We start from the raw sequence: 22,078 nt of genomic DNA on the forward strand, positions 1-22,078 counted from the left end.
CGGGGAACGAGTCGCTTTCCACAGGCATGCGCTGAGCTTCCTCGGGCTAACGCCCTGCGGGATCTCATCTGTCATGTGCATCCTGTAGGAGTCTCCCCGTTCCCCTCCGGACCTTGCCGAATCAGTGACTCGAAACCACTTACAAAAGCCGTGGCTGGTAAAAGAAGTTACAGACTTTGTGCCATCATAGATGAATTCAGAAAATGTTCGATTATACGATGGATATTGGAGGATTAATAATCATGTATTCTTGTTAGGAAATAAGGACCGGGATAGCGTTACGAATGGGTTTTTGCCCATATTAACATGATGATTAAAGCTAGCTTAAGTTAACGACTGGTCTACGAGGCAGCACCTAAGAAAAGGGTTATAAAATCCATCTCTATATAGGCGTTCCATAAACAGGAAATGGTCGAACGCTAGACATTTCTTCCGTCTTTCTTTATTACGAAAAGGGGTTGGGGAAATGGGGGAGACTCCTGTGGGAACAGAGAGCAGGAGAGATCCCGCAAGGCGTCAGCCTGAGGAAGCTCGCCGTTCGCCCACGGAAAGCGACTCCATTTCCCCAACCCCGCTTCCTCTCATTTTGGTGACGGAAAACACTAGATATCTCGAAATCGAGTCTTCAGCTATAGGGAGCTTTTCTGTAAGTATTGTCACGGTGGAGATTTGGTAAGATTTCCATAAAAAATAGAAGCTGCGTTTTGCAGCTTCTATCATTCTAAGTGATTGGTTTTTCAGTAATGATGACCCCTCTTTTGCCCATTTCTTTAATATAAAGATCGCCCGGAACTATTTGCTCAGGAGGGCAGACACCTTTTTTAGTGATGGCCTGACTGCCAATCATCTGAGCGACTACTGATATCGTATTCGCCGTCGCTCGGGCCATCGCCGTCACATTAGTAACCCGATCCTTATAGGTGACCATTTCATATTGATAGGTGGCCTGTTTCCCATCCTTTTCTCCGCCCACGTTTACTCGCAAAAGGACCGCATCCTCCTTATTCTTTAAGCTAACAATTGGGTCGATCGTCTTTAACAGCACTTCTCTGGTTTTAATCTTCACACCGCCGACCTCAACTTCGCTGTTATTATGCGTTAAATTCAAGTCGACCAGCAGCTTCATCTTTTCGGCATGGCCCGGGTACCGGATGGTTTTGTATTCCAGCGTACGAACCTTTGGATAGGACTTAATCAATGTCGATGTTCCTCCGGACGTATGGAACGCTTCAAGCGGACCATAACGTTCAAAATAGATAGGTTCTATTTCTGAAAGAGAGGAGACTTCCTCAAGCTTACCGTTTCGAATAATAGTAGAAGGATCTGTATAATGATCAAGCAGACCTTCCATCGAAAAAACGTGATTGTATTCTAAAGGAGGTTCTGGCTGGACAGGGATACCTCCGACAAACAAACGCAGGGAATCCAGTTTGTCCAGTTTACTAACTCCATAGCCTGATAGAATATTAATCATTCCAGGAGCTACACCAAGATCAGGAATAATAGTGACTCCTGCAGCCTGGGCTTTCTCATCTAATTCTAATACTTTGTCCGTGATATGACCGATATGCCCTCCAAGATCTACCGAACTTACACCTACCCCTATGGCGGTTCTGGCAACCATTTCATTGAACGAATAGAATAAAGCATTAATGACGACATCATAAGATTTCATAAAAGCAGCCAGTTCAGCAGCGTTTCCTGCATCCACTTTATAAGCGTGGATTTTAGGAGAGTTTATGCTCTGACAGACCTTCTCCGCTCTAGATAAATCTATATCAGCGAGTCCCACGTGCTCGACTCCTGGACTATGGACTAAATCCCTTGCTGCTTCTTTCCCCATTAGACCAGATCCAAGTACTGCTACTTTCATCATCCGTCCTCCTCTTCCCTCATTACCATACAATCTACTCCACGTCGATTTGAGCACGCTGTAATTTACCGCTGAAATCCACATACACGGATTTCCATTCCGTAAACACATCTAAAGCAGCGAGACCGGAATCCCGGTGACCATTGCCCGTTCCTTTTGTCCCGCCGAAAGGAAGATGGATCTCCGCGCCTGTTGTTCCTGCATTTACATATACAATTCCTGTGTCCAGATCGCGCTGGGCTGCAAAAACCTTATTGATATCTTTCGTAAAGATAGAACTCGAAAGGCCAAACTCCACTCCGTTATTGATCTCAACAGCTTCTTCGAGACTCTTTACTGGAATCAGGGAAACAACCGGTCCAAAGATTTCTTCCTGGGCGATACGCATATCGGCTTTCACATCTGTGAATAGTGTAGGGGCGAAATAATGACCTTTTTTATGTTCTCCGTTTTCCAGTACATAGCCACCTGCAAGCAGTTTGGCCCCTTCTTCATTCCCTACTCGAATATAACTTTTTATTTTTTCAAGTCCTTTTTGATTAATAATAGGACCTACCTTAATCGATTCATCTAATCCGTTACCTATGGTCAGCTTAGCCATTTCATACATCAGCCGCTCTTCTAATTGATCCTTTAAGCTTTCATGAACCAATACGCGGCTGCAGGCGGTACAGCGCTGTCCACTCGTTCCGAATGCGCTCCACAAAATACCCTCTACGGCTAATGAAAGATCAGCATCATCCATCACAATGACCGCATTTTTGCCTCCCATTTCAAGTGAAACTTTTTTCAGTTTCTGACCGCACGTAGAAGCAATTCCGCGCCCCACTTCATTAGAACCAGTAAACGAGATGACCCGTATGTCATTTTCTTCAAGCATAGCTTCCCCGACGGAAGAACCTGAACCGAATACGACATTGATGACTCCTTTAGGAAGGCCCGCTTCTTCAAATATTTTAGCTAATTCAAAAGCCATGACCGGTGTTTCGGAGGCGGGTTTCCATACAACCGCATTCCCTGCGACGATGGCCGGGAACGATTTCCAAGTAGCTATGGCTATCGGAAAATTCCAAGGTGTAATTATCCCGACCACTCCCACGGGGGCGCGTACACTCATAGCGAATTTATCCTTCAGTTCGGATGGAGTCGTCTGGCCGAATAACCTCCGACCTTCCCCAGCCATGTAGAAAGCCATATCGATCCCTTCCTGCACTTCCCCGCGTGCTTCTTCCAGCACCTTTCCATTTTCCATCGTCAGCCAGCGAGACAAGTACTCTTTTCTTTCTTTCATAATTAAACCAACCCGGTAAAGTACTTCCGCACGCTGAGGAGCAGGCACAAGCGCCCAGTCCTTTTGAGCTTTCTTTGCTGCCTCTACAGCGGAAGCTACTTCTTCTTTACCAGACAAGGGCACTTGGACCAGCGTTTCCAGCGTAGCCGGATTGGTTACATCCGCATACGCGCCACTTCCTGGTTCCACCCATTCCCCATTAATGAAATTCTGCAGTTTTTCTTCCTGGTTCAACTTTTGACTCACAGGTAATCTCCTCCTCGAACTAACTTTAATCTGCAGCTCGCTGCCTTATTTGTTGAATCGTTGAAGACACAGATATCTGTTCTGCATCACTTTCTATTTCAATGAGAGCCGGCTCCTGGCATTCCAGGGCTCCCAGCAAGGCTTGTTCAAACTCCTCAGGATTCTTCACGTAGAAACCCATGGCACCTAACTGAACGGCCATGTCCGCAAAAGGTACGTTCCCAAGATCCGTTCCAATCGTTTTAAATGGATACCGCATTTCCTGGTGCATACGGATCGTTCCATACATACAATTATTAAATACAATACTAATGACCGGAATGTTATATCTTACAGCCGTCTCAAGCTCCTGCATCGTCATGAGGAACCCGCCATCTCCAGAGAGAGAAACGACCGTACGCTCCGGATGAGCTAACTTAGCTCCGAGTGCTGCGGGCAAACCATATCCCATCGCTCCGGATGTAGGACCAATATACGTTTTCTTAGAGTTGAACTGGTAGTACTTATGGAGCCATCCAGCAAAGTTTCCGGCATCATTCGTAAGAATCGCATTATTGGGCAAATGTTCTTGAAGAAGTGCGATGATCCTCTGGTTACTAGTGTTATGAACCGATCGATTCAACGAAGATTGATAGAGTTCTCTCCTCTTCGCCGTCCATTGCTTCCATTTTGGCACAGCATTTAAAGTTAAAAGCGCTTCCAGTCCTTCTTTCGCATCGGATACGATCCCCACATCAGGGGCATACACTTTCCCCAGGGTTTCATCATTTATATCCATATGGATCAAGGTCTGGTCTTTATTGAATATCGTATAATCCTGGGTGGTAATCTCGGATAACCGTGTACCTACTGCCAGGATGAAATCTGCTTCCTTCACCGTCTGCACGACAGCTTTCTCCGTTCCTAAACCGAGATGTCCGGCATACAGCCTGTGGTTATTTGGAAAAACATCCTGCCTCCGAAAAGCCGCCATCACTGGGATCTCACATTTCTCTGCCACTTGAACGAGTGTCTCTTCTGCACCTGCCATTTTCACGCCGCCACCTGCAATAAGGAGAGGACGCTCCGCTTTTTGTATATGCTCTTCTACAAGCTTGATTTCTTTTCGGGATGGAGCAGGACAAGGCCTGGCCGTTGGATTCTGAAACTCCATGTTGGCTTCTTTTGGCAGTAGATCTTCTGGTAGAGAAATCACCACAGGTCCCGGCCGTCCGGTTTGTGCGATTCGAAAGGCCCGCTGAACCAGTTCGGGAGTGCGGACAGGGTTATCGATTTCCACCGTCCATTTCGTAATTGAACTAAAGAAGTGAGCCAGGTCAATTTCCTGGAACCCCTCTCTCCCTCTGAATCCGCTATGAACTTGTCCTAAAAAAACTACCAAGGGAGTGGAATCCTGATAAGCTGTATGCACGCCAATCGCAAGATTCGATCCACCCACCCCTCTTGTAGCCATTACAACACCAGGCTTTCCAGTTGCTTTTGCATAACCTTCAGCCATAAATGAAGCCCCGCCCTCATGCCGTGCAGATATCAGCTTCATAGACGGTTCATCAAGAATCGCATCCATAACCGGAAGGTAGCTTTCTCCAGGTACACAAAACACTTTATCGATGGCTTCTATTTTCATGCATTCTATAATTGCCCGGGCACTAGTCATCAATCGCGATTCCTTATGGACCATTCGAATGCTCTCCTGCCTTCATGATTTTCATGCGATTAACCGCTTCCTGCAGACGCTCTTCAGGGACGGATAAGGAAATCCTGAAATACCCCTCTCCCTTCTTCCCAAAAGCCGTTCCTGGTGTTAAAATCACTCCGGCTTCATCCAGTACTTTTTCAACGTACCCTTGTGATGTATAACCCTTCGGCACTGGTGCCCAAATAAAAAAGGTGCCTCTTGGACGATCTGCATGGATGTCCATTTCCGATAAACCAGTCAGCATCCGGTCCATACGCTTTTCATAAATCCTGTTATTTTCTTTCACTGTGGAGAAGTCACTGTTTAGGGCAGCCGCTCCAGCTTTTTGAATAGGCAGAAACTGACTGGTGTCTGTGTTACTTTTCATGACAGCTAACGCTTGTATTAATTCTTTATTGCCTACCGCATATCCAATTCTCCATCCAGTCATATTAAAACTTTTCGATAAAGAACCAAACTCCACCGCTGTCTCTTTCGCGCCTGGTATCTGCAGAATACTAGGCGCCTTATAACCAGAGAACGTTACTAAATCATAAGCTGCATCGTGAGCTACACACAGCTTATGCTGCTTCGCAAATGCCACAGCTTTCTCAAAGGTCTCCATCTCTACTGTTGCCCCGGTTGGATTTCCAGGATAATTTAAAATCAACAGTTTCGCTTTCTCCACGTCTTCCTCTACCAGCAGTTGATAATCGGGGACATACCCATTCTGTCTGTCCAATGGATAAGGAAGCGCCGTTCCGTAGGCCAGGTGTACGGCTGACTGGTAAACAGGATAGCCTGGATCAGGAATCAGCACACCGTCCCCTGGATCAATGACCGCCCGGATTAAATGAGCGATTCCCTCCTTTGAACCAATTAAGGCCAGAACTTCTGTCTCCGGGTCGAGGTCAACATCATAATGCTTTTTGTAAAAGGAAGCGACTGCCTGTTTAAATTCCTCGCATCCGCCGTAAGGGGCATATTTATGGTTGTCAGGATTGGCCGCTTCTACAGTTAAACGATCGATAATAAAGGACGGAGCAGGCAAATCCGGAGCTCCTATTCCTAAATCAATAACGTCTATCCCCTGCTGCTTTAATTTCTTCTTTTTCTCATGAAAGATGGAAAATAAATAAGGAGGCAGACTTTTCACCTGTCTTGAACCAAATTCCATTGTAAAACCCCCAAGTCACAAATCGAGTAATCTTGATTGCTAAGATGTAAATGAATGGGCCATTTCTGGTACCTGTCCTGATTTTCTCAGAATTGTCCCACTGCTCTATCCTATTACGATAGAAATTATTTCATGATAGGCATTTATTCATTGAATGAAAATGAAGAAAGGGTTCATATCCACCACACCCTTTGAATAAGATGAAGTGTAACCCTTTTAGGACAGACCTTATTACAATCATGACCACCGTTCCCAAGCCAGTTGGATTCATACTACGTATGGGTTCTTCTGGCTTTTTACTTGTTAGAAAGGAAGTGATCCAATTGGCTGGGGCTCTTGAAGGAATTCGTGTACTTGATTTGACCCGGGTGCTTGCTGGTCCTTATTGCTCGATGATTCTTGGAGATCTCGGGGCAGATGTTATTAAAGTGGAAGCGCCCGGGGGAAGCGATGACACCCGGAAGTGGGGGCCGCCGTTTCAGGAAGGAGTCAGCGCTTATTACGCATGTGCCAATCGTAATAAAAAGAGTCTTACCATTAATTTAAAGAATGAAAAAGGAAGAGAGATCATCCGACAGCTCGCAGCTGAAAGTGATGTTGTTCTTCATAATTTCAAAACAGGTACTATGGAGAGGCTCGGGATTAGTTATGAGCATTTGAAAACGATTAATAAAGAGCTTGTTTACTGCTCCATTACCGGATTTGGTGAAACAGGGCCTTATAAGCATCTCCCAGGGTATGACTTCATCATCCAAGCAATGAGCGGGCTGATGAGCATTACAGGAAACGAAGAATCCGGGCCTCAAAAAACGGGGGTTGCCATCACGGACATATTAACGGGCTTATATGCCTGTATCGGTATTCAAGCTGCTTTACTCGAACGGTCTCGCTCAGGTTACGGCCAGCAAATTGATTTATCACTATACGATGCGGCTGTCAGCTCACTAGTTAATATAGGAAGCAATTATTTAATGTCCGGGGAAATTCCAGGCAGACTCGGCAATCATCACGCCAATATCGTCCCCTACCAAACTTTTCGCACCAAGGATGGGGATATGGTGATCGCTGTTGGAAATGACATTCAATTTGCTTCTCTCTGTCAGATCATCCAAAAACCCGAGCTTGCTGCAGATATTCGCTTTCGCACGAATCCAGATCGAGTCTCCCATAGACAGGAACTTGTTCCGCTCTTACAAGAAGGATTTCTTGAGAAACCTACAGATTACTGGAAAGAAAAATGTCAGGGAGCCAATATTCCATTTGGACCAATCCATACACTGGATGACTTGTTCCTCGACCCACAGCTTAAAGAAAGAGAGATGTTTCTAAAAGCCGAGCATCCGAAAGCAGGTCCCATAAAAATGATCGGAAGCCCCTTGAAACTTTCCCGGTCCAAGGTGAAACTAAAGCGCCACCCTCCTGAACCAGGAGAACATACGGAAGAAATCCTAAAGTCACTGGGCTATAAGAAGACGCAAATTGAAGAACTGAGAAAAATGAGTGTTATTTAAGGAGAGATCTTATGGATTTTGATTTCAGTGAAGAACAGGTCATGCTCCGCAAGACAGTGCGCGGATTCGTGGATAAGGAAATCATGCCGTATATCGGAGAATGGGATGCGAATGGAAAATTTGATCCAAACTTGTTAAAAAAACTGGCTGACTTAGGTTTGATGGGCGTATGTATTCCAGAAAAATATGGCGGCAGCGGCATGGACTACAATTCCCTGGCTATCGTGTGTGAAGAATTAGAGCGTGGAGACACGGCTTTCCGAACGGCTGTGTCTGTTCATACTGGCCTTAACAGCATGTCGCTTTTGCAATGGGGAACAGATGAACAAAAACAACGCTACTTAGTTCCGCAGGCAAAGGGTGAAAAAATAGGCGGATTTGGACTTACTGAACCCGGGGCTGGCTCGGATGTCGCCGCACTTCAGACAACCGCAAGGCTGGAAGGCGACGCCTATGTGCTCACCGGACAGAAGACGTGGATATCCCTTTGTGATACGGCAGATTATTTCCTCGTTTTCGCTTATACCGACAAAAGTAAAAAGCATCACGGCATTTCAGCGTTCATTGTGGAGCGATCCTTTAAAGGATTCTCATCGAAAGCAATCAAAGGAAAACTGGGCATACGTGCCGGAAATACAGGAGAATTATTTTTCGACCAAGTCAGGGTACCTAAGGAAAACTTACTCGGCTCTGAAGGCGACGGGTTTAAGATTGCGATGGCCGCTTTGGATAATGGCCGTTTTACTGTGGCGGCTGGAGCTTGCGGTCAGATCATGGCTTGTCTCGAGGCAAGTGTTGATTACTGCCATGAGCGGCATACGTTTGGAAAGGAAATCGGAAGGCATCAGCTGGTCCAGCAAATGATTGCGAATATGGAAGCTGGACTCCAAATGAGCCGCCTTCTCGTCTATCGGGCCGGGGAGATGAAGAATCAGGGTATTCGTAATACGCGGGAAACGTCACTTGCTAAATGGCAGGCCTGTAATTTTGCTAATCAGGCTGCGGATGATGCTGTGCAAATTCATGGAGCTTATGGTTACTCTAATGAATATCCTGTCGAAAGGTATTTACGGAACTCTAAAGCCCCGGTTATCTATGAAGGTACAAGAGAAATTCACACCATTATGCAGGCTGAATACGTCCTTGGCTATCGGAAAGATAAGCCGCTAAGCCAAACGCTCCCTGCCTGGAATTCTAAATCCTGAATAAAAATAAGAAAGGCGCCTATTCCTAAATAGAATAGCGCCTCTCTTTTTGGTTATCTTCAAGATATTAATAAATGGCCTCTTCCACAATAGAACCGGTTACTGTAAGACTCGACTTCGAAATATATTTGGTCCGTTGCTAAGAAAGAGAGAAGGATGGCTACGGAAACAACTCGCTTTCCTGCGGCCCTACAAGACGTAGGGCCGGAAAGCGGAATCGTCCCCCGGAGGGCCTTCCTCATAACCCAATATCTCGAAATCAAGTCTTCAAGTAACGGGAGCTTTTCTGAAACATCATACTTGTTATTTTTATGAGAAGGACTCTGCTTTTTCCCAGATTAATTGTGTATTCTTTTCCTGGCCCTGGATAAAAACGGGCTGGCTGTTAATAATCAATCGGTCCCCTTCAAATTGAACGTATCGAGGCTGCGTATCGCCTTCCCAGTTCGGATTCAAGCTTACCGTCATATAGTGCTCCACCATGCTTTTCTCAGAATCTATTTCGTAGGTCCCAGAGTAGGCAAGATATCCCTTGGCCGCTGCTGCGACTGCCTTGGTAGGACCCGTATGGATGCCGCCTGCTGCATAAGCAAGCCGGCCTGCACTCATAATTTGAACAGACATATATCCATCTTCGTGGTAAATAGCGATTCCAGAGGCATCTTCACCCATTGGATGATTGGATACGCCCCTTGAATCTGTCACCTGATAATTAACGAGTTTCCAAACGCCAGTCAATTTCTCTTTAAGTGTCCGCGCCTCTTCGTTCATCGTCAAACTCTCCTTATAGTATGGTTTGTTTATTATTTAGCCCATTGTTTCATTTTAACAAAAATAGTAGGAAAAATTTTAAAATACGCCTTGTCTTAAATTAAAAAGACCCAGACACGTGCAAAGCGTCTGGATCTTTCATTTATCCTTGTGCAGCTTGGTTTTTGCTCGTTAACGTAAAGAAAGCTATCGAACCAATAGAAGCGGTAATAAATAACGTGGCCCCCATTGGTACGGCCGTACTCTCATCCAGACCGACAAGCGGAGAAACCATCGATCCAAACAATAGTGGAAGCATTCCTAAAACAGCACTGGCGCTGCCTGCTCGATGCCCCTGATGTTCCATGGCAAGCGTAAAGGTACTGGTCAAAACCATCCCCATAGCCGTCATATATATAAAAATCGGGATAACAAGCGAAGCCAGCGGCCCTTCAATGATTGTCATAATCAGAAGAAAAGAAGTGGCACTTACCGCCGTTATAACCGCTGCGCGAAGCAGGCTTCTCTCATGAATAATACCTCCCAGGCGGCCGATAAGAAAACTGCCCGTAATAATCGCCAGACCATTGATCCCAAACAGTACACTGAAAACCTGAGGAGAGACACCGTAAATACCCTGATACACAAATGGAGTTCCCGACACGTACGCAAAGCTCCCGCCGTGAACAAATCCGATCGTCAATGCGTAACCAATAAAGGAACGATCTTTTAGAAGTCTTCCAATCGTTTTAATGGACTCACGAATTGAACTGGGAATTCGCTTTTCAGGCGGCAGGGTTTCTGGCAACTTCAGGGCTATTGTCGATACAATGATCAAACCTAGCAGGCAGAGAAAATAAAAAATCGTATTCCACGTTGCAAATGGTAATAACAATATGGCTCCCCCTGTCATGGGTGCGATCATCGGAGCTGTAGCATTAATGACCATTAATAGAGCAAAGAACTTTGTAAGCTCCCTTCCATCGAAAACATCACGCACAACCGCGCGTGAGAGGACAATACCTGCAGAAGCAGTGAAGCCTTGGATAAAACGCGCTACTATTAATATGTAAATATTAGGAGCGAGCGCGCAAAGCAGGGAAGCAACCGCGAATAAGAAAATGAACAGAAGTAAAGGCTTCCTCCTGCCCTGGGCATCGCTGATCGGCCCCACCACAATCTGGCCGATCGCAAGTCCTATTAAGCACGCCGTTAAACTCAACTGGACAAGCGAAGCGGTTGCGTTTAAATCCGAGGCAATCCCCGGGAAACTTGGCAGATACATATCTATATTGAGCGGACCTAGAATTCCAAGCATGCCTAGAAGGAAAGCCAGTCCCAGACGTTCTTTTCCTGTTGGATTATGTAGCATTTATCTCATACACCTTTCTTTACATTCGTTTATTTCTCCCTGCTGTATATCCCCCACTGTAAGAAACTATTAAACTATGATTTTATCTTTCTTTACACGATAAATCCACTTTTATGTTTGAAAAGCTTAGAGTCCTGCCTGTATCCCCTGAACTACACAGCAGACTAGTAAAAATAATCCATATAACTCCCTCTATTGACGGCTGGCATCACCGCTAATAGAATAGCCGGAGGAAAAAAGCCAAGGCTTTACGTTTCAATTTAAGAGAAAGATGAGGATTCACAATGCTATACCGTATGTCTATTTATATTCTTGGCATGTTTGTTAACTTTTTTGGTGTAGCCCTTTTGATAAAAGCCACATTAGGTGCAGGATTCTGGACCGCATTATTTGTAGGATTATCTGATCGGCTGGGTTTTACTGTCGGAATCTGGTATGCCATTTTTCAGTTGGTATTTATTTTTGTTAATGGCTGGCTCATGAAGCAAAAGCCGGAAGTGAGAGCCCTGCTCCCGCTCGTTTTGGAAAGTCTTATACTGGACTTTTGGGTAGAAATTGTATTTAAAAATATGACGATGGCATCTGCTCCATTTCTCGCTCAGCTAGCTGTACTGCTTATAGGTGTCACTTTCAGTGCGCTGGGTGTCTCGATTTATATTTTACCTCAGCTGCCACGGGCACCTGTGGATCAATTATTTTTGGTGGTCGCAAAGAGATTCAATCTCAGCTTACGAGTGAGCCAGACGACTATAGCCCTTACAACTTCCACCGCCGCTTTATTCGTCGGCGGACCTGTCGGACTAGGAACCGCAGCTGGTGTGGCTTTTGCCGGTATAATGATCCAGTACTTTTACACGTTTGGTTATCCTTTATATTATCTATACCACCCCCACTACCGCGAGCGGTTTACTCCCGTGCTATAAAGCTCAAGCCCTCTGTTTTGGCAGAGGGCTTGAGCTTTATAGTTTCAAATTTTTTACATATATAACTTTGTTACTAGTCTTTGAATGAGTATTAATAAGGAATATTTATCCAAAAGTCTATCTTAATTCCATATATTGCCTAATGATATTTTCATCTCACTGTAAATATACCCATACCATTCAGACGCTTTCTTCATCTACTATAGTAGGTTCTTGATAGAACCAAATTAGAAGGAGTGATAACATGCCTAAGTTGATAGCTTTGGATGACGGTCATGGAATGAATACAGCAGGTAAACAAACACCCTTTATACCTGAAATCGGAAGAGCCATCCGTGAAAATGAATTTAATAGGGCCGTAGTCAACCTGTTGAAAGTAGAGCTTGAGAGATGTGGTTTTAAGACGTTATTAGTGTCTCCTACAGACGAGGATACCCCCTTAAAACAAAGAACAGATACAGCCAATAGAAACAAAGCTGATGCTTTTATTTCTATCCATTACAACGCTTTTGACGGAACATTCAGCGGGGCAAACCCAGGCGGAATGGAAATCTACGTGTATAATGGACAGCTGAATAAAGAATCTGGCAAACTAGCCAATTCTGTAGCCAAGTACTTGCGACAGGGTACACCTCAACGGTTTCGAGGAGTGAAAGAAGCTAATTTCCACGTTTTACGAGAAACGAATATGATTGCTATCTTGACAGAGAATGGGTTTATGGATAATAAGAATGAAGCTCTTCTAATGATTGATAGAAACTTTCAAACCGAAGTTGCTGTCGAACACGCAAAAGGAATCTGTGAATACTTCAATGTAGCCTATGTACCTGCATCAGTTCCAGGAGACACTGGATTTAAGGATGTACCTAATGATCTATATTCGGCTTCTGCTATTAAACGAGCTAAAGCCCTGGGTCTATTGGAAGGGTACCCCAACGGGAACTTCGGCCCCAATGATTTCCTAAAACGCGGAGACTTTGCTATTGCTCTCGTGAAACTGTATGATCTATTGAAGTAAATCTAACAGCTTTTTAGCAGGATATATATTTGACACCTTCCCTTCTCTGCACAAACAAATAGCTTTAAAATTAAAGCAAATTACGTAATAATGTTAAAATAGGAATCCTGCAAAAGGAGTGAATTAGATGATTGAACAAGAACGGCACGTCCTCGTTATTTTTCCTCACCCTGACGATGAAGCGTTTGGAGTGTCAGGAACGATTGCGTCCTATATAAAACAAGGAACTCCCTTAACTTATGCGTGTCTTACACTTGGTGAGATGGGAAGAAATCTAGGCAAACCTCCATTTGCAACTAGAGAAACTCTTCCGGATATTCGACGCAAGGAGTTAAAAAAAGCAGCAGAAGCTATGGGAATTGAAGATCTCCGTATGATGGGGCTTCGGGACAAAACTCTGGAGTTCGAAGATGATACAGAGATGAAGCAAATGGTAAGAGATCTAATTGATGAACTGGAGCCTTCTTTAGTCATCAGTTTCTATCCTGGCTTTGCCGTGCATCCCGATCATGAAGCCACGGCGCGAGCAGTAGTCCGAGCACTTCGTGAGATGGAACCGGACGAACGTCCAAAATTTCATGCAATTGCTTTCGCTAACGACACAGAAGAAAAACTAGGAGAGCCGGACGTAGTGAACGATATACAATCGGTCCAAACAGAAAAACTGAACGCAATGCGTGCCCATATCTCTCAAACTGCGCGGATGCTTGAGATGCTGGAAGAAGGCATTAAAACGAAAGATCCTGAAGCTATGAAGTGGGTCACTAATGAACGTTTTTATACGTATAAAGATTGGTCCATAGACCCTGGGAGATAAAAGAGAAGGAAGGTTGGCTCTATAAGAGTGCAGCCTTCTTTTCTTGTTGTCTGGCTATAAGATGCGCAGGTAGTCCCTTCTGTCACAGGAATGTCTAAAAACGCACATTTTGGTTTAAGATAGAAATGTTATGATGGAAGACAGAAACTACGGAAAGGAGTCTGATCATGAATCGATTACGATGGAGTTTACTCGTATTTATATTTATTTTACTATTAGCTGCTTGCGGAACGAATGAACAAAGCCAGCAGAATAGCGAAACAAGCTCTTCGGAGGGTCAAGTAGCTGAAATTCCAGAAGTAGAGGTAAAGTTTGGAGAGCAGCCACTTCCCGTAAAAGAGAATACAACCATTAAAGCTGCTGTCACACAGGGAAGTGAACCTGTAGAAGACGCTGATTATGTAGATTTTGAAATTTGGAACGATTCAAAAGGTCAGGAAAGTTCCAAGACCATTGAGGCAGAGCATACAAGTGACGGAATTTATACGATTGAATATACTTTCGATTCTTCAGGTACCTATCAAGTTATCGCGCATACACAAGTAGATGATCTGCACACTATGCCTCAGGTTGAAGTAAAAGTTGGAGAAGAACAGTCTGCTGATTCTGAGGACAGCAGTTCACACAGTGACGATGACTCGCATGCTCATGACGATATGAATGAGAAATTCATGGTTCATTTTATGAAGGAAGAAGGCTTTAAAGCTGGAGAAGAAACACTGCTAACCACCCACATCAATCAGATGGAACAGCCATTTGAAGATGGTCTGGTGCGCTTTGAGATCAGTTCCGAACAAATGGATAAACATCTTTACGTGGATGCCAAAGAGCAGGAACCTGGAGAATACACAGCCGCCCATACTTTCCCGGCTGCTGGTGCCTATACGATTACCATCCATTACGAAAAACCGGACCAGGATATTCACGGCCACCAGGAAGAGACCATTGAAGTGATAGAGTAAAAAAAGGCCTGAGCCTCTTTAAAGAGGTTCAGGCTTTTTTGTATTAAATATCAGCGTTTTGCAGTTTCTTCTGCTTCGCCATTTTTTCACGTTCGTTTTTGTTCAAGTATTTCTTACGAAGTCGTACGTTTTCAGGCGTTACTTCGCAATACTCATCGTCATCCAGATACTCAATCGCTTCTTCAAGCGTCATTTTACGAGTTTTCTTGATGGTATTTGTCGTATCTTTGTTAGCAGAACGCACGTTAGTTAAATGTTTTTCTTTAGTAATATTAACTGTAAGGTCGTTTTCACGGTTGTGCTCTCCCACAATCATTCCTTCATAAACTTCAGTACCCGGCTCTACGAAAATCGTTCCGCGGTCCTCAAGATTCATGATGCCGTAAGTGGAAGCTTTTCCTTTATCAAGGGAAACAAGCACACCTTCACGACGTCCGCCTACTTGACCTTTTGTTAATGGAGCATAGCCATCAAACGTATGGTTCAAAATTCCGTATCCGCGCGTCTGAGTCATAAATTCAGTAGAATATCCGATCAAGCCGCGAGATGGTACAAGGAATTCAAGACGAACTTGACCATTACCGTCGTTGACCATATCCTGCATTTCACCTTTACGGTAACCAATGGATTCCATGACACCGCCCTGATATTCTTCAGGTGTGTCAATTTGAACGCGTTCAACCGGCTCACAAACCTGACCATCGATCTCTTTCAAGATAACTTTCGGCTTAGATAATTGAAGTTCAAAGCCTTCACGGCGCATGTTCTCTACCAGAATGGACAGGTGAAGCTCACCACGGCCGGATACCGTAAAGGCATCTGGAGAATCCGTAGGCTCAACACGAAGACTGACGTCCGTCTCCAATTGAGTCAATAGACGCTCTTCAATCTGACGGGAAGTTACATATTTACCTTCACGTCCAGCAAATGGGCTGTTATTGACAAGGAACGTCATTTGCAGCGTCGGCTCATCAATACGAGGGATTTCCATCGCTTCCTGGTTATCAGGAGGGCAGACGGTTTCCCCTACGTTAATGTCCTCAAGTCCTGCAAGAGCAATAATATCTCCCGCTTTAGCTTCTTCGATTTCTATACGCTTAAGACCAATGAAACCAAAGAGTTTAGACACTCTGAAGTTTTTAACTGATCCATCCTTCTTCATAAGGGAAACCTGCTGTCCCACTTTGATACTGCCTCTGAACACGCGTCCGACACCAATACGTCCAAGATAATCGTTGTAATCCAAAAGCGTTACCTGGAACTGTAATGGCTCTTCTTTCGTATCTAAAGGAGCCGGGATGTTGTTCATGATCAATTTGAAAATCGGATCCATTGTATCGTTCTGTTCTTCCGGCTCATCACCTGAAGTACCGTTAAGAGCAGATGCATATACAACAGGGAATTCAAGCTGTTCGTCATCCGCACCAAGCTCAATGAACAGATCAAGGACTTCATCAATTACTTCACCGGGACGGGCATTCGGACGGTCAATTTTGTTCAATACAACTACGGGTGTTAACTTTTGTTCCAGTGCTTTTTTAAGCACGAAACGTGTCTGTGGCATACAGCCTTCATAAGCATCAACCACTAGAAGTACGCCATCAACCATTTTCAGAATACGTTCAACTTCTCCACCAAAATCGGCGTGACCTGGTGTATCAAGAATGTTGATCCGTGCATCATTATAGTTGATCGCGGTATTTTTCGCTAGAATTGTAATTCCGCGTTCTTTCTCTAAATCGTTTGAGTCCATTGCACGCTCGTCAACGTGCTCATTATCACGGAATGTTCCGGAGTAATGAAGCATCTGGTCAACCAATGTGGTTTTCCCGTGGTCAACGTGAGCGATGATCGCTATATTGCGAATATCATTTCTGTGTTGCATGAAGCACACACCTCTTTCGTTTCACTAATTATTCAACCCATCTATTATAACATAGTTATGCAGATGTCGATACCAGTCCACAATTCTTTACATAATCATCATAATAACCATTTTACTTCTCTTATAAACTTAACAAAAATGAATGCATTGGGTAAAATAGCCATTGCGTGAAGAAGACCATCATGGGTACAATAACGAGAATACCAAATGATATCAATTAATGAAGTTAGGTGTGTATATGAAAACAAAAAGAATTGGAGAATGGCTGGAGGTTACTATTCCAGAAAAATGGAACGGATATACCATTGAACGGGTGATGAAAAAAGAATGGTTTGTTCCGAGAAAGCTGGTCCACGAATTCCGCTCCAACAAAGAATTGACTTTAAATAATGAAACCGCGAATTGGAAAGACACAAAAGTACAGACAAATGACCTGTTAAGAATTCGAGTATTCAAGCCTCGCCAGCTTGAAGTCACTCCTGCGTATATGGACATCGACGTCGTCTATGAAGATGATCACCTTCTGGTTGTTAATAAACCGGCTGGATTATTCACCCACCCTAACACACCGGACGACCATCATACGCTCGTTAATGGAGTTGCTTTTTACTTTCAGATGAGCGGGATCGAAGCCACGCCGAAGTATGTTCACCGTCTGGACAAGGACACCTCGGGTGCAGTCCTTTTTGCCAAACACGACCTGGCCATCGCTATGCTTGGGAAAGAACTGCAGGATCGGAAGATTAAAAGGACATATATAGCGTGGGCTCATGGCCGGTTAAAGCCGAAAAAGGCTACAATTGATCAACCTATCGGCAAAGACCGGCACCACCCGGTAAGACGTCGCGTTTCTCCAAATGGCCAGCCGGCTGTTACGACTTATGAAGTGCTTGAATATGATAAATCAAGAAAGGCTTCGCTGGTTACACTTAATCTCCAATCGGGGCGTACCCATCAAATTCGTGTGCATCTGAGTTATTTAGGCCACCCTCTTCTTGGCGACGAACTATACGGAGGAGATGAAAAGAACGGACTTTCTCAGGCACTTCATGCCGCGCGTCTTACATTTATCCACCCTTTTACACAGAAAGAAATTCGTTGTCTGGCGATGCCTGCGGATGATTCTCCATTCTTTACAAATGAACACGTAGAAGCTTTGGAAACTTAGTATTAATTGTCTGCTTTTTGTCATAGATTTCGAGAACAAGGTGTGCTACTCTTGGCTTGTTAACCTTTTCATTAAAAGAGAAAATGAACTAATAGATATAGAATGATTCGACGTCGGGACGAAGGGTTAACTTAACATCACTGCAGAAAGCCGCTCTTAATTAAGAGCGGCTTTCCTGGTTTGTTGAGGATTTCCCTCGCATATCTCAGCTTCTTCTGATTAACTACCTTTCAGTCAAGCGTAACCTCAAATATTCCTCTTCTGCTATACGTTTCAGATTTTCTGACCGGCGGGCAAGAAAGTCCGTCATATACTTTTTTAGAAACAACCGATTAAAAGCTTTTCCAATAGGACCAAATGGAGATTCGAATTGTAGAATGTCCGTCATGAGCGTGCCTCCGTTCTGCTCTTTAAAGAGATGGACATGGATAAGGGATTGAAAAGCACCTTCTTCCATGCGGTCTACGAATTCAAAAGGCGGATTCATGGAAATGATACGAGCCGTCAAGGTCTGCCGTATCCCTAAATGAACGGCTTCCCACGTCACCGTTTCTCCTTCATGTATTAATCCTTCCGTTACGCCAGCCACTGCCTTCTCTTTTGTATGGGGAACGGACTGAGGATGAAGGCTGATATTTCTAGCGATATCAAAACAAAACTCGATCGGCACGTCGATCCATATCGCAATTTTCACCACCGTCATTCTACTCCCTCCTTTACCATATATGTTCAACGTTGTTGTTAATTTTTATAAGCTAGTTCATCCACAATAGGGCCGATTAGTTGAAGACTCAGTTTCGAGGTATCCAAGGTCCGTTACGTTATAAGGTCAGGGGGGTGGTGGGGAAATAACTCGTCTTGTTCTATCACCCAGACACTCGAGACATAAGCCGTTCATCAACGGACGGAAAGACCACCGTCCTTTTGATGCTCGGCTTATGCTGGTCGTGTCTTGCGGGGTGATGCCACATTTGAACACTTTCCTATGGGGGAACGGTGAGCTTCCTCGTTCGTTTCACTCACTGCGGGATCTCACCTAGTTCCTTCTCCCATGGGAGTCTCGCTATTTCCCCACCAGCCCCACGTAATAAGGGAAACGGCCCCCTCGGGAAGAGAAGTTCTTGGCTTCCATCAACTGAGTGGAATGCTTATATACCAGGCGATTAAGCCCAATTATCTGCTTTTAAAGGCTTATCACCGCACCTCGTAATGCTGATACGTTTTTGAGTAATTTCGAGCCTCTCATTCGGCCAGGTCCGGAGGGGGACGATGTAGACTTCTGCGGGATGAACATGATCGGTGAGATCCCGCAGGGCTGTTAAGCCCGAGGAAGCTCAGCACATGCCCGCGAAAAGCGAAATCGTCCCCCGCAGGACCAAATTCTCACAAAAGTCTCGAAATCGAGTCTTCAAGTAATGGGAGCTTTTCTTTATGAGGCTGTGGGGTTTATTGAACATTCTGCTTCATGAACTTACGAACTGTTAGTGTGGATTCCTCTATCAAAGAAAGACCAGTGCGATTATCACATTCCACTGGTCTTTCAAATCCTTACTTTATATGGCTGTATAGAATATCATATTTTTCTGCGCATGCCAGATCAAGCTCCGTGAGCCCTTTGGCATTCCATGAAGTGAGCTTCATGGTAACCACTTTGTAATCGATACTGATAAAAGGATGGTGCTGAATGTCTTCTGAATATTCGGCGACGAGATTAACAAAACGGATGCCGGAAAGAAAGTCCTCAAAGCGGTAGCGTTTAACAATAAACTTGTTATCCGTCAATTTCCAGCCTTCTAGTTCTTCTACTCGCTGCTGCTTTTCAGCTTCAGGAATAAGCTTCTCTTCCATTTGAATCCCTCCTGGTTAATCGTACCTGTTATTTTGCGCTAAGCTCCATAAAATCATTTAGGTCTTTCATACAAAGATCCAGAGCCTGCTCCCAAAATTCAGGTTTCTCTAAGTCCACACCCAGGTGCTTAGCGGCTAGATCTTCTGTCGTCATACGACCCGTATCCTGCAACAGGGCAATGTAGTCATTTTCAAAATTACTGTCCGAGTTTAGAGCTTTTGCGTAAATACCCATACTGAACAAGTAACCAAACGTATAAGGGAAATTATAGAATGGTACATCTGTAATGTGGAAATGAAGTTTGGATGCCCAGAAAGTTGGGTCGTACTCGTCCAGCGCCTCTTCATAAGCTTCCTTCTGTGCCTCAACCATAAGTTCGTTTAGACGTTCAGCAGAAACCACTCCTTCTTTACGTTCTTCATAAAATCTGGTTTCAAACAAGAAACGAGCGTGGATGTTCATAAAGAAAGCAATACTTCTCTGAACTTTATCTTCAAGCAGCGTCATTTTTTCGGTGTCGTTGGCCGCATGCTTCACAGCTGCATCAGAAACAATCATCTCTGCAAATGTTGAAGCCGTCTCAGCCACGTTCATGGCATATCCCTGATTCAGGACAGGGAGATCATCCATGACGTGCTGATGATAAGCGTGTCCCAGCTCATGAGCCAGAGTAGCCACATTAGATGGTGTTCCGGAATAAGTCATAAAGATCCTTGTCTGTTCACTGTCGGGAAAGCTGGTACAAAAGCCTCCAGGTCTTTTGCCCGAACGATCTTCTGCTTCAATCCACTGTCTTTCAAAAGCCATTTCTGCAAAGTCTGCCATTTTCGGGCTGAACGAACGGAATTGCTGAGTAATAAACTCAGCCCCCTGTTGAAAACTCATCGTCTGTTCGGTTGAACCTACAGGGGCTTCTACGTCGTAAAAACTTAAACGCTCTATACCAAGCATATGTGCCTTTCTTTTTAAATAAGGAAGGTAATGCTTTTTGTATTTGGTGATCGTCTCCCACATCGCGTTCAAGGTTTTTTCACTCATTCGATTGTACTCAAGCGGTTCTTTCAGTACCCGCTCCCAGCCTCGATATTTATAGGTTTGTAGTCTGAAGCCTGACAGATGATTCAATGTTTCACTGAATAAATCCGTCTGTGCTTTCCAAGTGTTCTGCAGCTTATCAAAAACTTCCTTACGAACGGCGCGGTCGGGCGAGTCGAGCAAATTTGAGGCTTGGCCAACGGAAAGTGTCTTTCCTTTATGATTTATATCTAATTTCCCCACAATGGCATCATACATTTGCCCCCAGGCATGATATCCATCAATACCCAGATCGTTAATTAGGGATTCTTGACGGAGTTCTAATTTATCCTTGGCAGCTCTTCTTCGTTCATCAAGGATAAAGTCCAACTGACGAAATGGAGCATTTTTCAACAACGATTTCCATACATCCTCGTCTGTTTGTACTAATCTCTGATCAAATTCGGTGAGTAGATTTTCAAACGCAGCGCTAAGTTCATTCTGTTTGGATTGCCAAGCTCCTGCTTTTTTATCATGTACATCTTGAGCATTCAGACAGCTGATGAATGCCCCGATTTCTCCCAGCCGTTTTGTTACCAGCTGAATTTGCTCCACAACTTCGGAGAGTTCCTTTGTCTGGTCGGTATTTTTGGGCGAAGTGAATGAGTGTACAAGACTCTCAAGCTTGCTGATTTCCTCTTCTGTTTTCAGCACATAATTGCGAAACTCTTCAGATTCACTGCCTCCTTCAAAAATCGTTTCTAAATTCCAGGTTTTTTGGAGAGTATTCATAACGTTCCCCTTTCTTTTATGTAAACATTTTCACCTATCTTATTGTATCAGAATTTTCACACACAAGTTAAAATAAGCGGTTCATAAAACGATAGATTGCTTTTTCAAGAATATTTTGGTATTTTCAATGAAACGATGTCTTAGCCAGAAAGGTCGATTTAATGCGATACCGAAGAAATGAAACATTGCGATATACCTTTGAGGAGCCTCTCTCCGCTGGCTTTAAACTAATTAAGGTAGACAAGAAACCTGTCAATTCCTCCATGGGAGCAGGCAGTGTCATAGACATTAGTCCTGGAGGTATGAGACTAGCTTCAGATGTACATATCCCCACTAACAAAAACGTCCACTTGTTTGTCGCCACCTCGCTAGGCGGTCACGATCTTTCTTTTACAGCGGAAGTCATATGGATGAAACCGGCTCGCGGACAATATCATTACGGCCTAGATTTTATCGGTGATCATCAGGAAGAAGTGATTCAGGCTTTAAAGAAACACAATCAAATAAAAGATAAAAAACCTCCGAAGGATTAAATTTCCTCTGGAGG

At 44.3% G+C, this 22,078-nt stretch carries 18 protein-coding genes; 8 read left to right on the forward strand and 10 right to left on the reverse strand.

Translation table 11 applies throughout. The features are described 5' to 3' along the window. Nucleotides 1–721: 721 nt before the first annotated feature. The 4 genes from LCM11_RS05460 to LCM11_RS05475 are packed head-to-tail and all read right to left on the reverse strand — an operon-like array spanning nucleotide 722 to nucleotide 6,265. The gene (locus LCM11_RS05460; RefSeq protein ID WP_224893236.1) at nucleotides 722–1,873 is read right to left on the reverse strand and encodes a saccharopine dehydrogenase family protein; all 1,152 of its coding nucleotides are present in this window, start codon (nucleotides 1,871–1,873) and stop codon (nucleotides 722–724) included. A gap of 34 nt (nucleotides 1,874–1,907) precedes the next feature. Continuing rightward, entirely contained in the window at nucleotides 1,908–3,410 is a 1,503-nt protein-coding gene (locus LCM11_RS05465) for an aldehyde dehydrogenase family protein (RefSeq protein WP_224893237.1), read from the reverse strand. A 25-nt stretch (nucleotides 3,411–3,435) separates the two neighbouring features. Further along, the gene (locus tag LCM11_RS05470) at nucleotides 3,436–5,091 is read right to left on the reverse strand and encodes a thiamine pyrophosphate-dependent enzyme (protein WP_224893238.1); all 1,656 of its coding nucleotides are present in this window, start codon (nucleotides 5,089–5,091) and stop codon (nucleotides 3,436–3,438) included. Beyond that, a complete protein-coding gene (locus tag LCM11_RS05475; protein ID WP_224893239.1) occupies nucleotides 5,081–6,265 on the reverse strand; it encodes an LL-diaminopimelate aminotransferase in 1,185 nt (394 codons plus the stop codon). The genes LCM11_RS05470 and LCM11_RS05475 overlap by 11 nt, the downstream gene beginning before the upstream one ends. A 323-nt stretch (nucleotides 6,266–6,588) precedes the next feature. Here LCM11_RS05475 and LCM11_RS05480 point away from each other — a divergent pair, with 323 nt between their 5' ends. Both LCM11_RS05480 and LCM11_RS05485 read left to right on the forward strand, forming a co-directional pair. Then, nucleotides 6,589–7,776 carry a CaiB/BaiF CoA transferase family protein gene (locus LCM11_RS05480; RefSeq protein WP_224893240.1) on the forward strand — a complete coding sequence of 396 codons (1,188 nt, stop codon included), beginning with the start codon at nucleotides 6,589–6,591 and terminating at the stop codon, nucleotides 7,774–7,776. An 11-nt stretch (nucleotides 7,777–7,787) separates the two neighbouring features. Continuing rightward, nucleotides 7,788–8,981 carry an acyl-CoA dehydrogenase family protein gene (locus tag LCM11_RS05485; RefSeq protein ID WP_224893241.1) on the forward strand — a complete coding sequence of 398 codons (1,194 nt, stop codon included), beginning with the start codon at nucleotides 7,788–7,790 and terminating at the stop codon, nucleotides 8,979–8,981. 309 nt (nucleotides 8,982–9,290) lie between these two features. On the opposite strand, the gene LCM11_RS05490 is transcribed toward LCM11_RS05485, so the two are convergent. Further along, a complete protein-coding gene (locus LCM11_RS05490) occupies nucleotides 9,291–9,752 on the reverse strand; it encodes a lipocalin-like domain-containing protein (protein ID WP_224893242.1) in 462 nt (153 codons plus the stop codon). Between the two features lie 142 nt (nucleotides 9,753–9,894). After that, entirely contained in the window at nucleotides 9,895–11,103 is a 1,209-nt protein-coding gene (locus LCM11_RS05495; RefSeq protein WP_224893243.1) for a Bcr/CflA family efflux MFS transporter, read from the reverse strand. A 284-nt stretch (nucleotides 11,104–11,387) separates the two neighbouring features. Between LCM11_RS05495 and LCM11_RS05500 the strand changes: the two genes are divergently transcribed. The 4 genes from LCM11_RS05500 (at nucleotide 11,388) to LCM11_RS05515 (ending at nucleotide 14,823) form a co-directional block, all read left to right on the forward strand. Beyond that, entirely contained in the window at nucleotides 11,388–12,026 is a 639-nt protein-coding gene (locus LCM11_RS05500) for a YczE/YyaS/YitT family protein (protein ID WP_224893244.1), read from the forward strand. 244 nt (nucleotides 12,027–12,270) lie between these two features. Next, nucleotides 12,271–13,044 carry an N-acetylmuramoyl-L-alanine amidase gene (locus LCM11_RS05505; protein WP_224893245.1) on the forward strand — a complete coding sequence of 258 codons (774 nt, stop codon included), beginning with the start codon at nucleotides 12,271–12,273 and terminating at the stop codon, nucleotides 13,042–13,044. Nucleotides 13,045–13,171: 127 nt separating this feature from the next. After that, nucleotides 13,172–13,861: a bacillithiol biosynthesis deacetylase BshB2 gene (bshB2, locus tag LCM11_RS05510; RefSeq protein WP_224893246.1), complete on the forward strand. Its 690-nt coding sequence runs from the start codon at nucleotides 13,172–13,174 to the stop codon at nucleotides 13,859–13,861. A 167-nt stretch (nucleotides 13,862–14,028) separates the two neighbouring features. Then, on the forward strand, nucleotides 14,029–14,823 hold the full coding sequence (locus LCM11_RS05515) for a FixH family protein (protein ID WP_224893247.1): 795 nt from the start codon (nucleotides 14,029–14,031) through the stop codon (nucleotides 14,821–14,823). A 43-nt stretch (nucleotides 14,824–14,866) separates the two neighbouring features. On the opposite strand, the gene typA is transcribed toward LCM11_RS05515, so the two are convergent. Further along, nucleotides 14,867–16,708 (reverse strand): translational GTPase TypA, encoded by a 1,842-nt coding sequence (gene typA / locus LCM11_RS05520; RefSeq protein ID WP_224893248.1) that lies wholly within the window; start codon nucleotides 16,706–16,708, stop codon nucleotides 14,867–14,869. Between the two features lie 238 nt (nucleotides 16,709–16,946). Between typA and LCM11_RS05525 the strand changes: the two genes are divergently transcribed. After that, complete coding sequence (locus tag LCM11_RS05525; protein ID WP_224893249.1) at nucleotides 16,947–17,876, forward strand: RluA family pseudouridine synthase; 930 nt, start codon at nucleotides 16,947–16,949, stop codon at nucleotides 17,874–17,876. A gap of 223 nt (nucleotides 17,877–18,099) precedes the next feature. Here the strand turns inward: LCM11_RS05525 and LCM11_RS05530 are convergent, their stop codons facing one another. The 3 genes from LCM11_RS05530 to LCM11_RS05540 all read right to left on the reverse strand — a co-directional run bounded on the left by LCM11_RS05530 (nucleotide 18,100) and on the right by LCM11_RS05540 (nucleotide 21,531). Next, nucleotides 18,100–18,579: an SRPBCC family protein gene (locus LCM11_RS05530; protein ID WP_224893250.1), complete on the reverse strand. Its 480-nt coding sequence runs from the start codon at nucleotides 18,577–18,579 to the stop codon at nucleotides 18,100–18,102. Between the two features lie 845 nt (nucleotides 18,580–19,424). Further along, nucleotides 19,425–19,724 (reverse strand): 4a-hydroxytetrahydrobiopterin dehydratase, encoded by a 300-nt coding sequence (locus LCM11_RS05535; RefSeq protein ID WP_224893251.1) that lies wholly within the window; start codon nucleotides 19,722–19,724, stop codon nucleotides 19,425–19,427. Nucleotides 19,725–19,752: 28 nt separating this feature from the next. Continuing rightward, on the reverse strand, nucleotides 19,753–21,531 hold the full coding sequence (locus tag LCM11_RS05540) for a M3 family oligoendopeptidase (RefSeq protein ID WP_224893252.1): 1,779 nt from the start codon (nucleotides 21,529–21,531) through the stop codon (nucleotides 19,753–19,755). 161 nt (nucleotides 21,532–21,692) lie between these two features. Between LCM11_RS05540 and LCM11_RS05545 the strand changes: the two genes are divergently transcribed. Beyond that, on the forward strand, nucleotides 21,693–22,064 hold the full coding sequence (locus LCM11_RS05545; RefSeq protein ID WP_224893253.1) for a PilZ domain-containing protein: 372 nt from the start codon (nucleotides 21,693–21,695) through the stop codon (nucleotides 22,062–22,064). The last annotated feature ends 14 nt before the right edge of the window (nucleotides 22,065–22,078 follow it).

Source organism: Halobacillus halophilus, assembly GCF_020171985.1.
GTDB classification, from domain to species: domain Bacteria; phylum Bacillota; class Bacilli; order Bacillales; family Halobacillaceae; genus Halobacillus; species Halobacillus halophilus_A.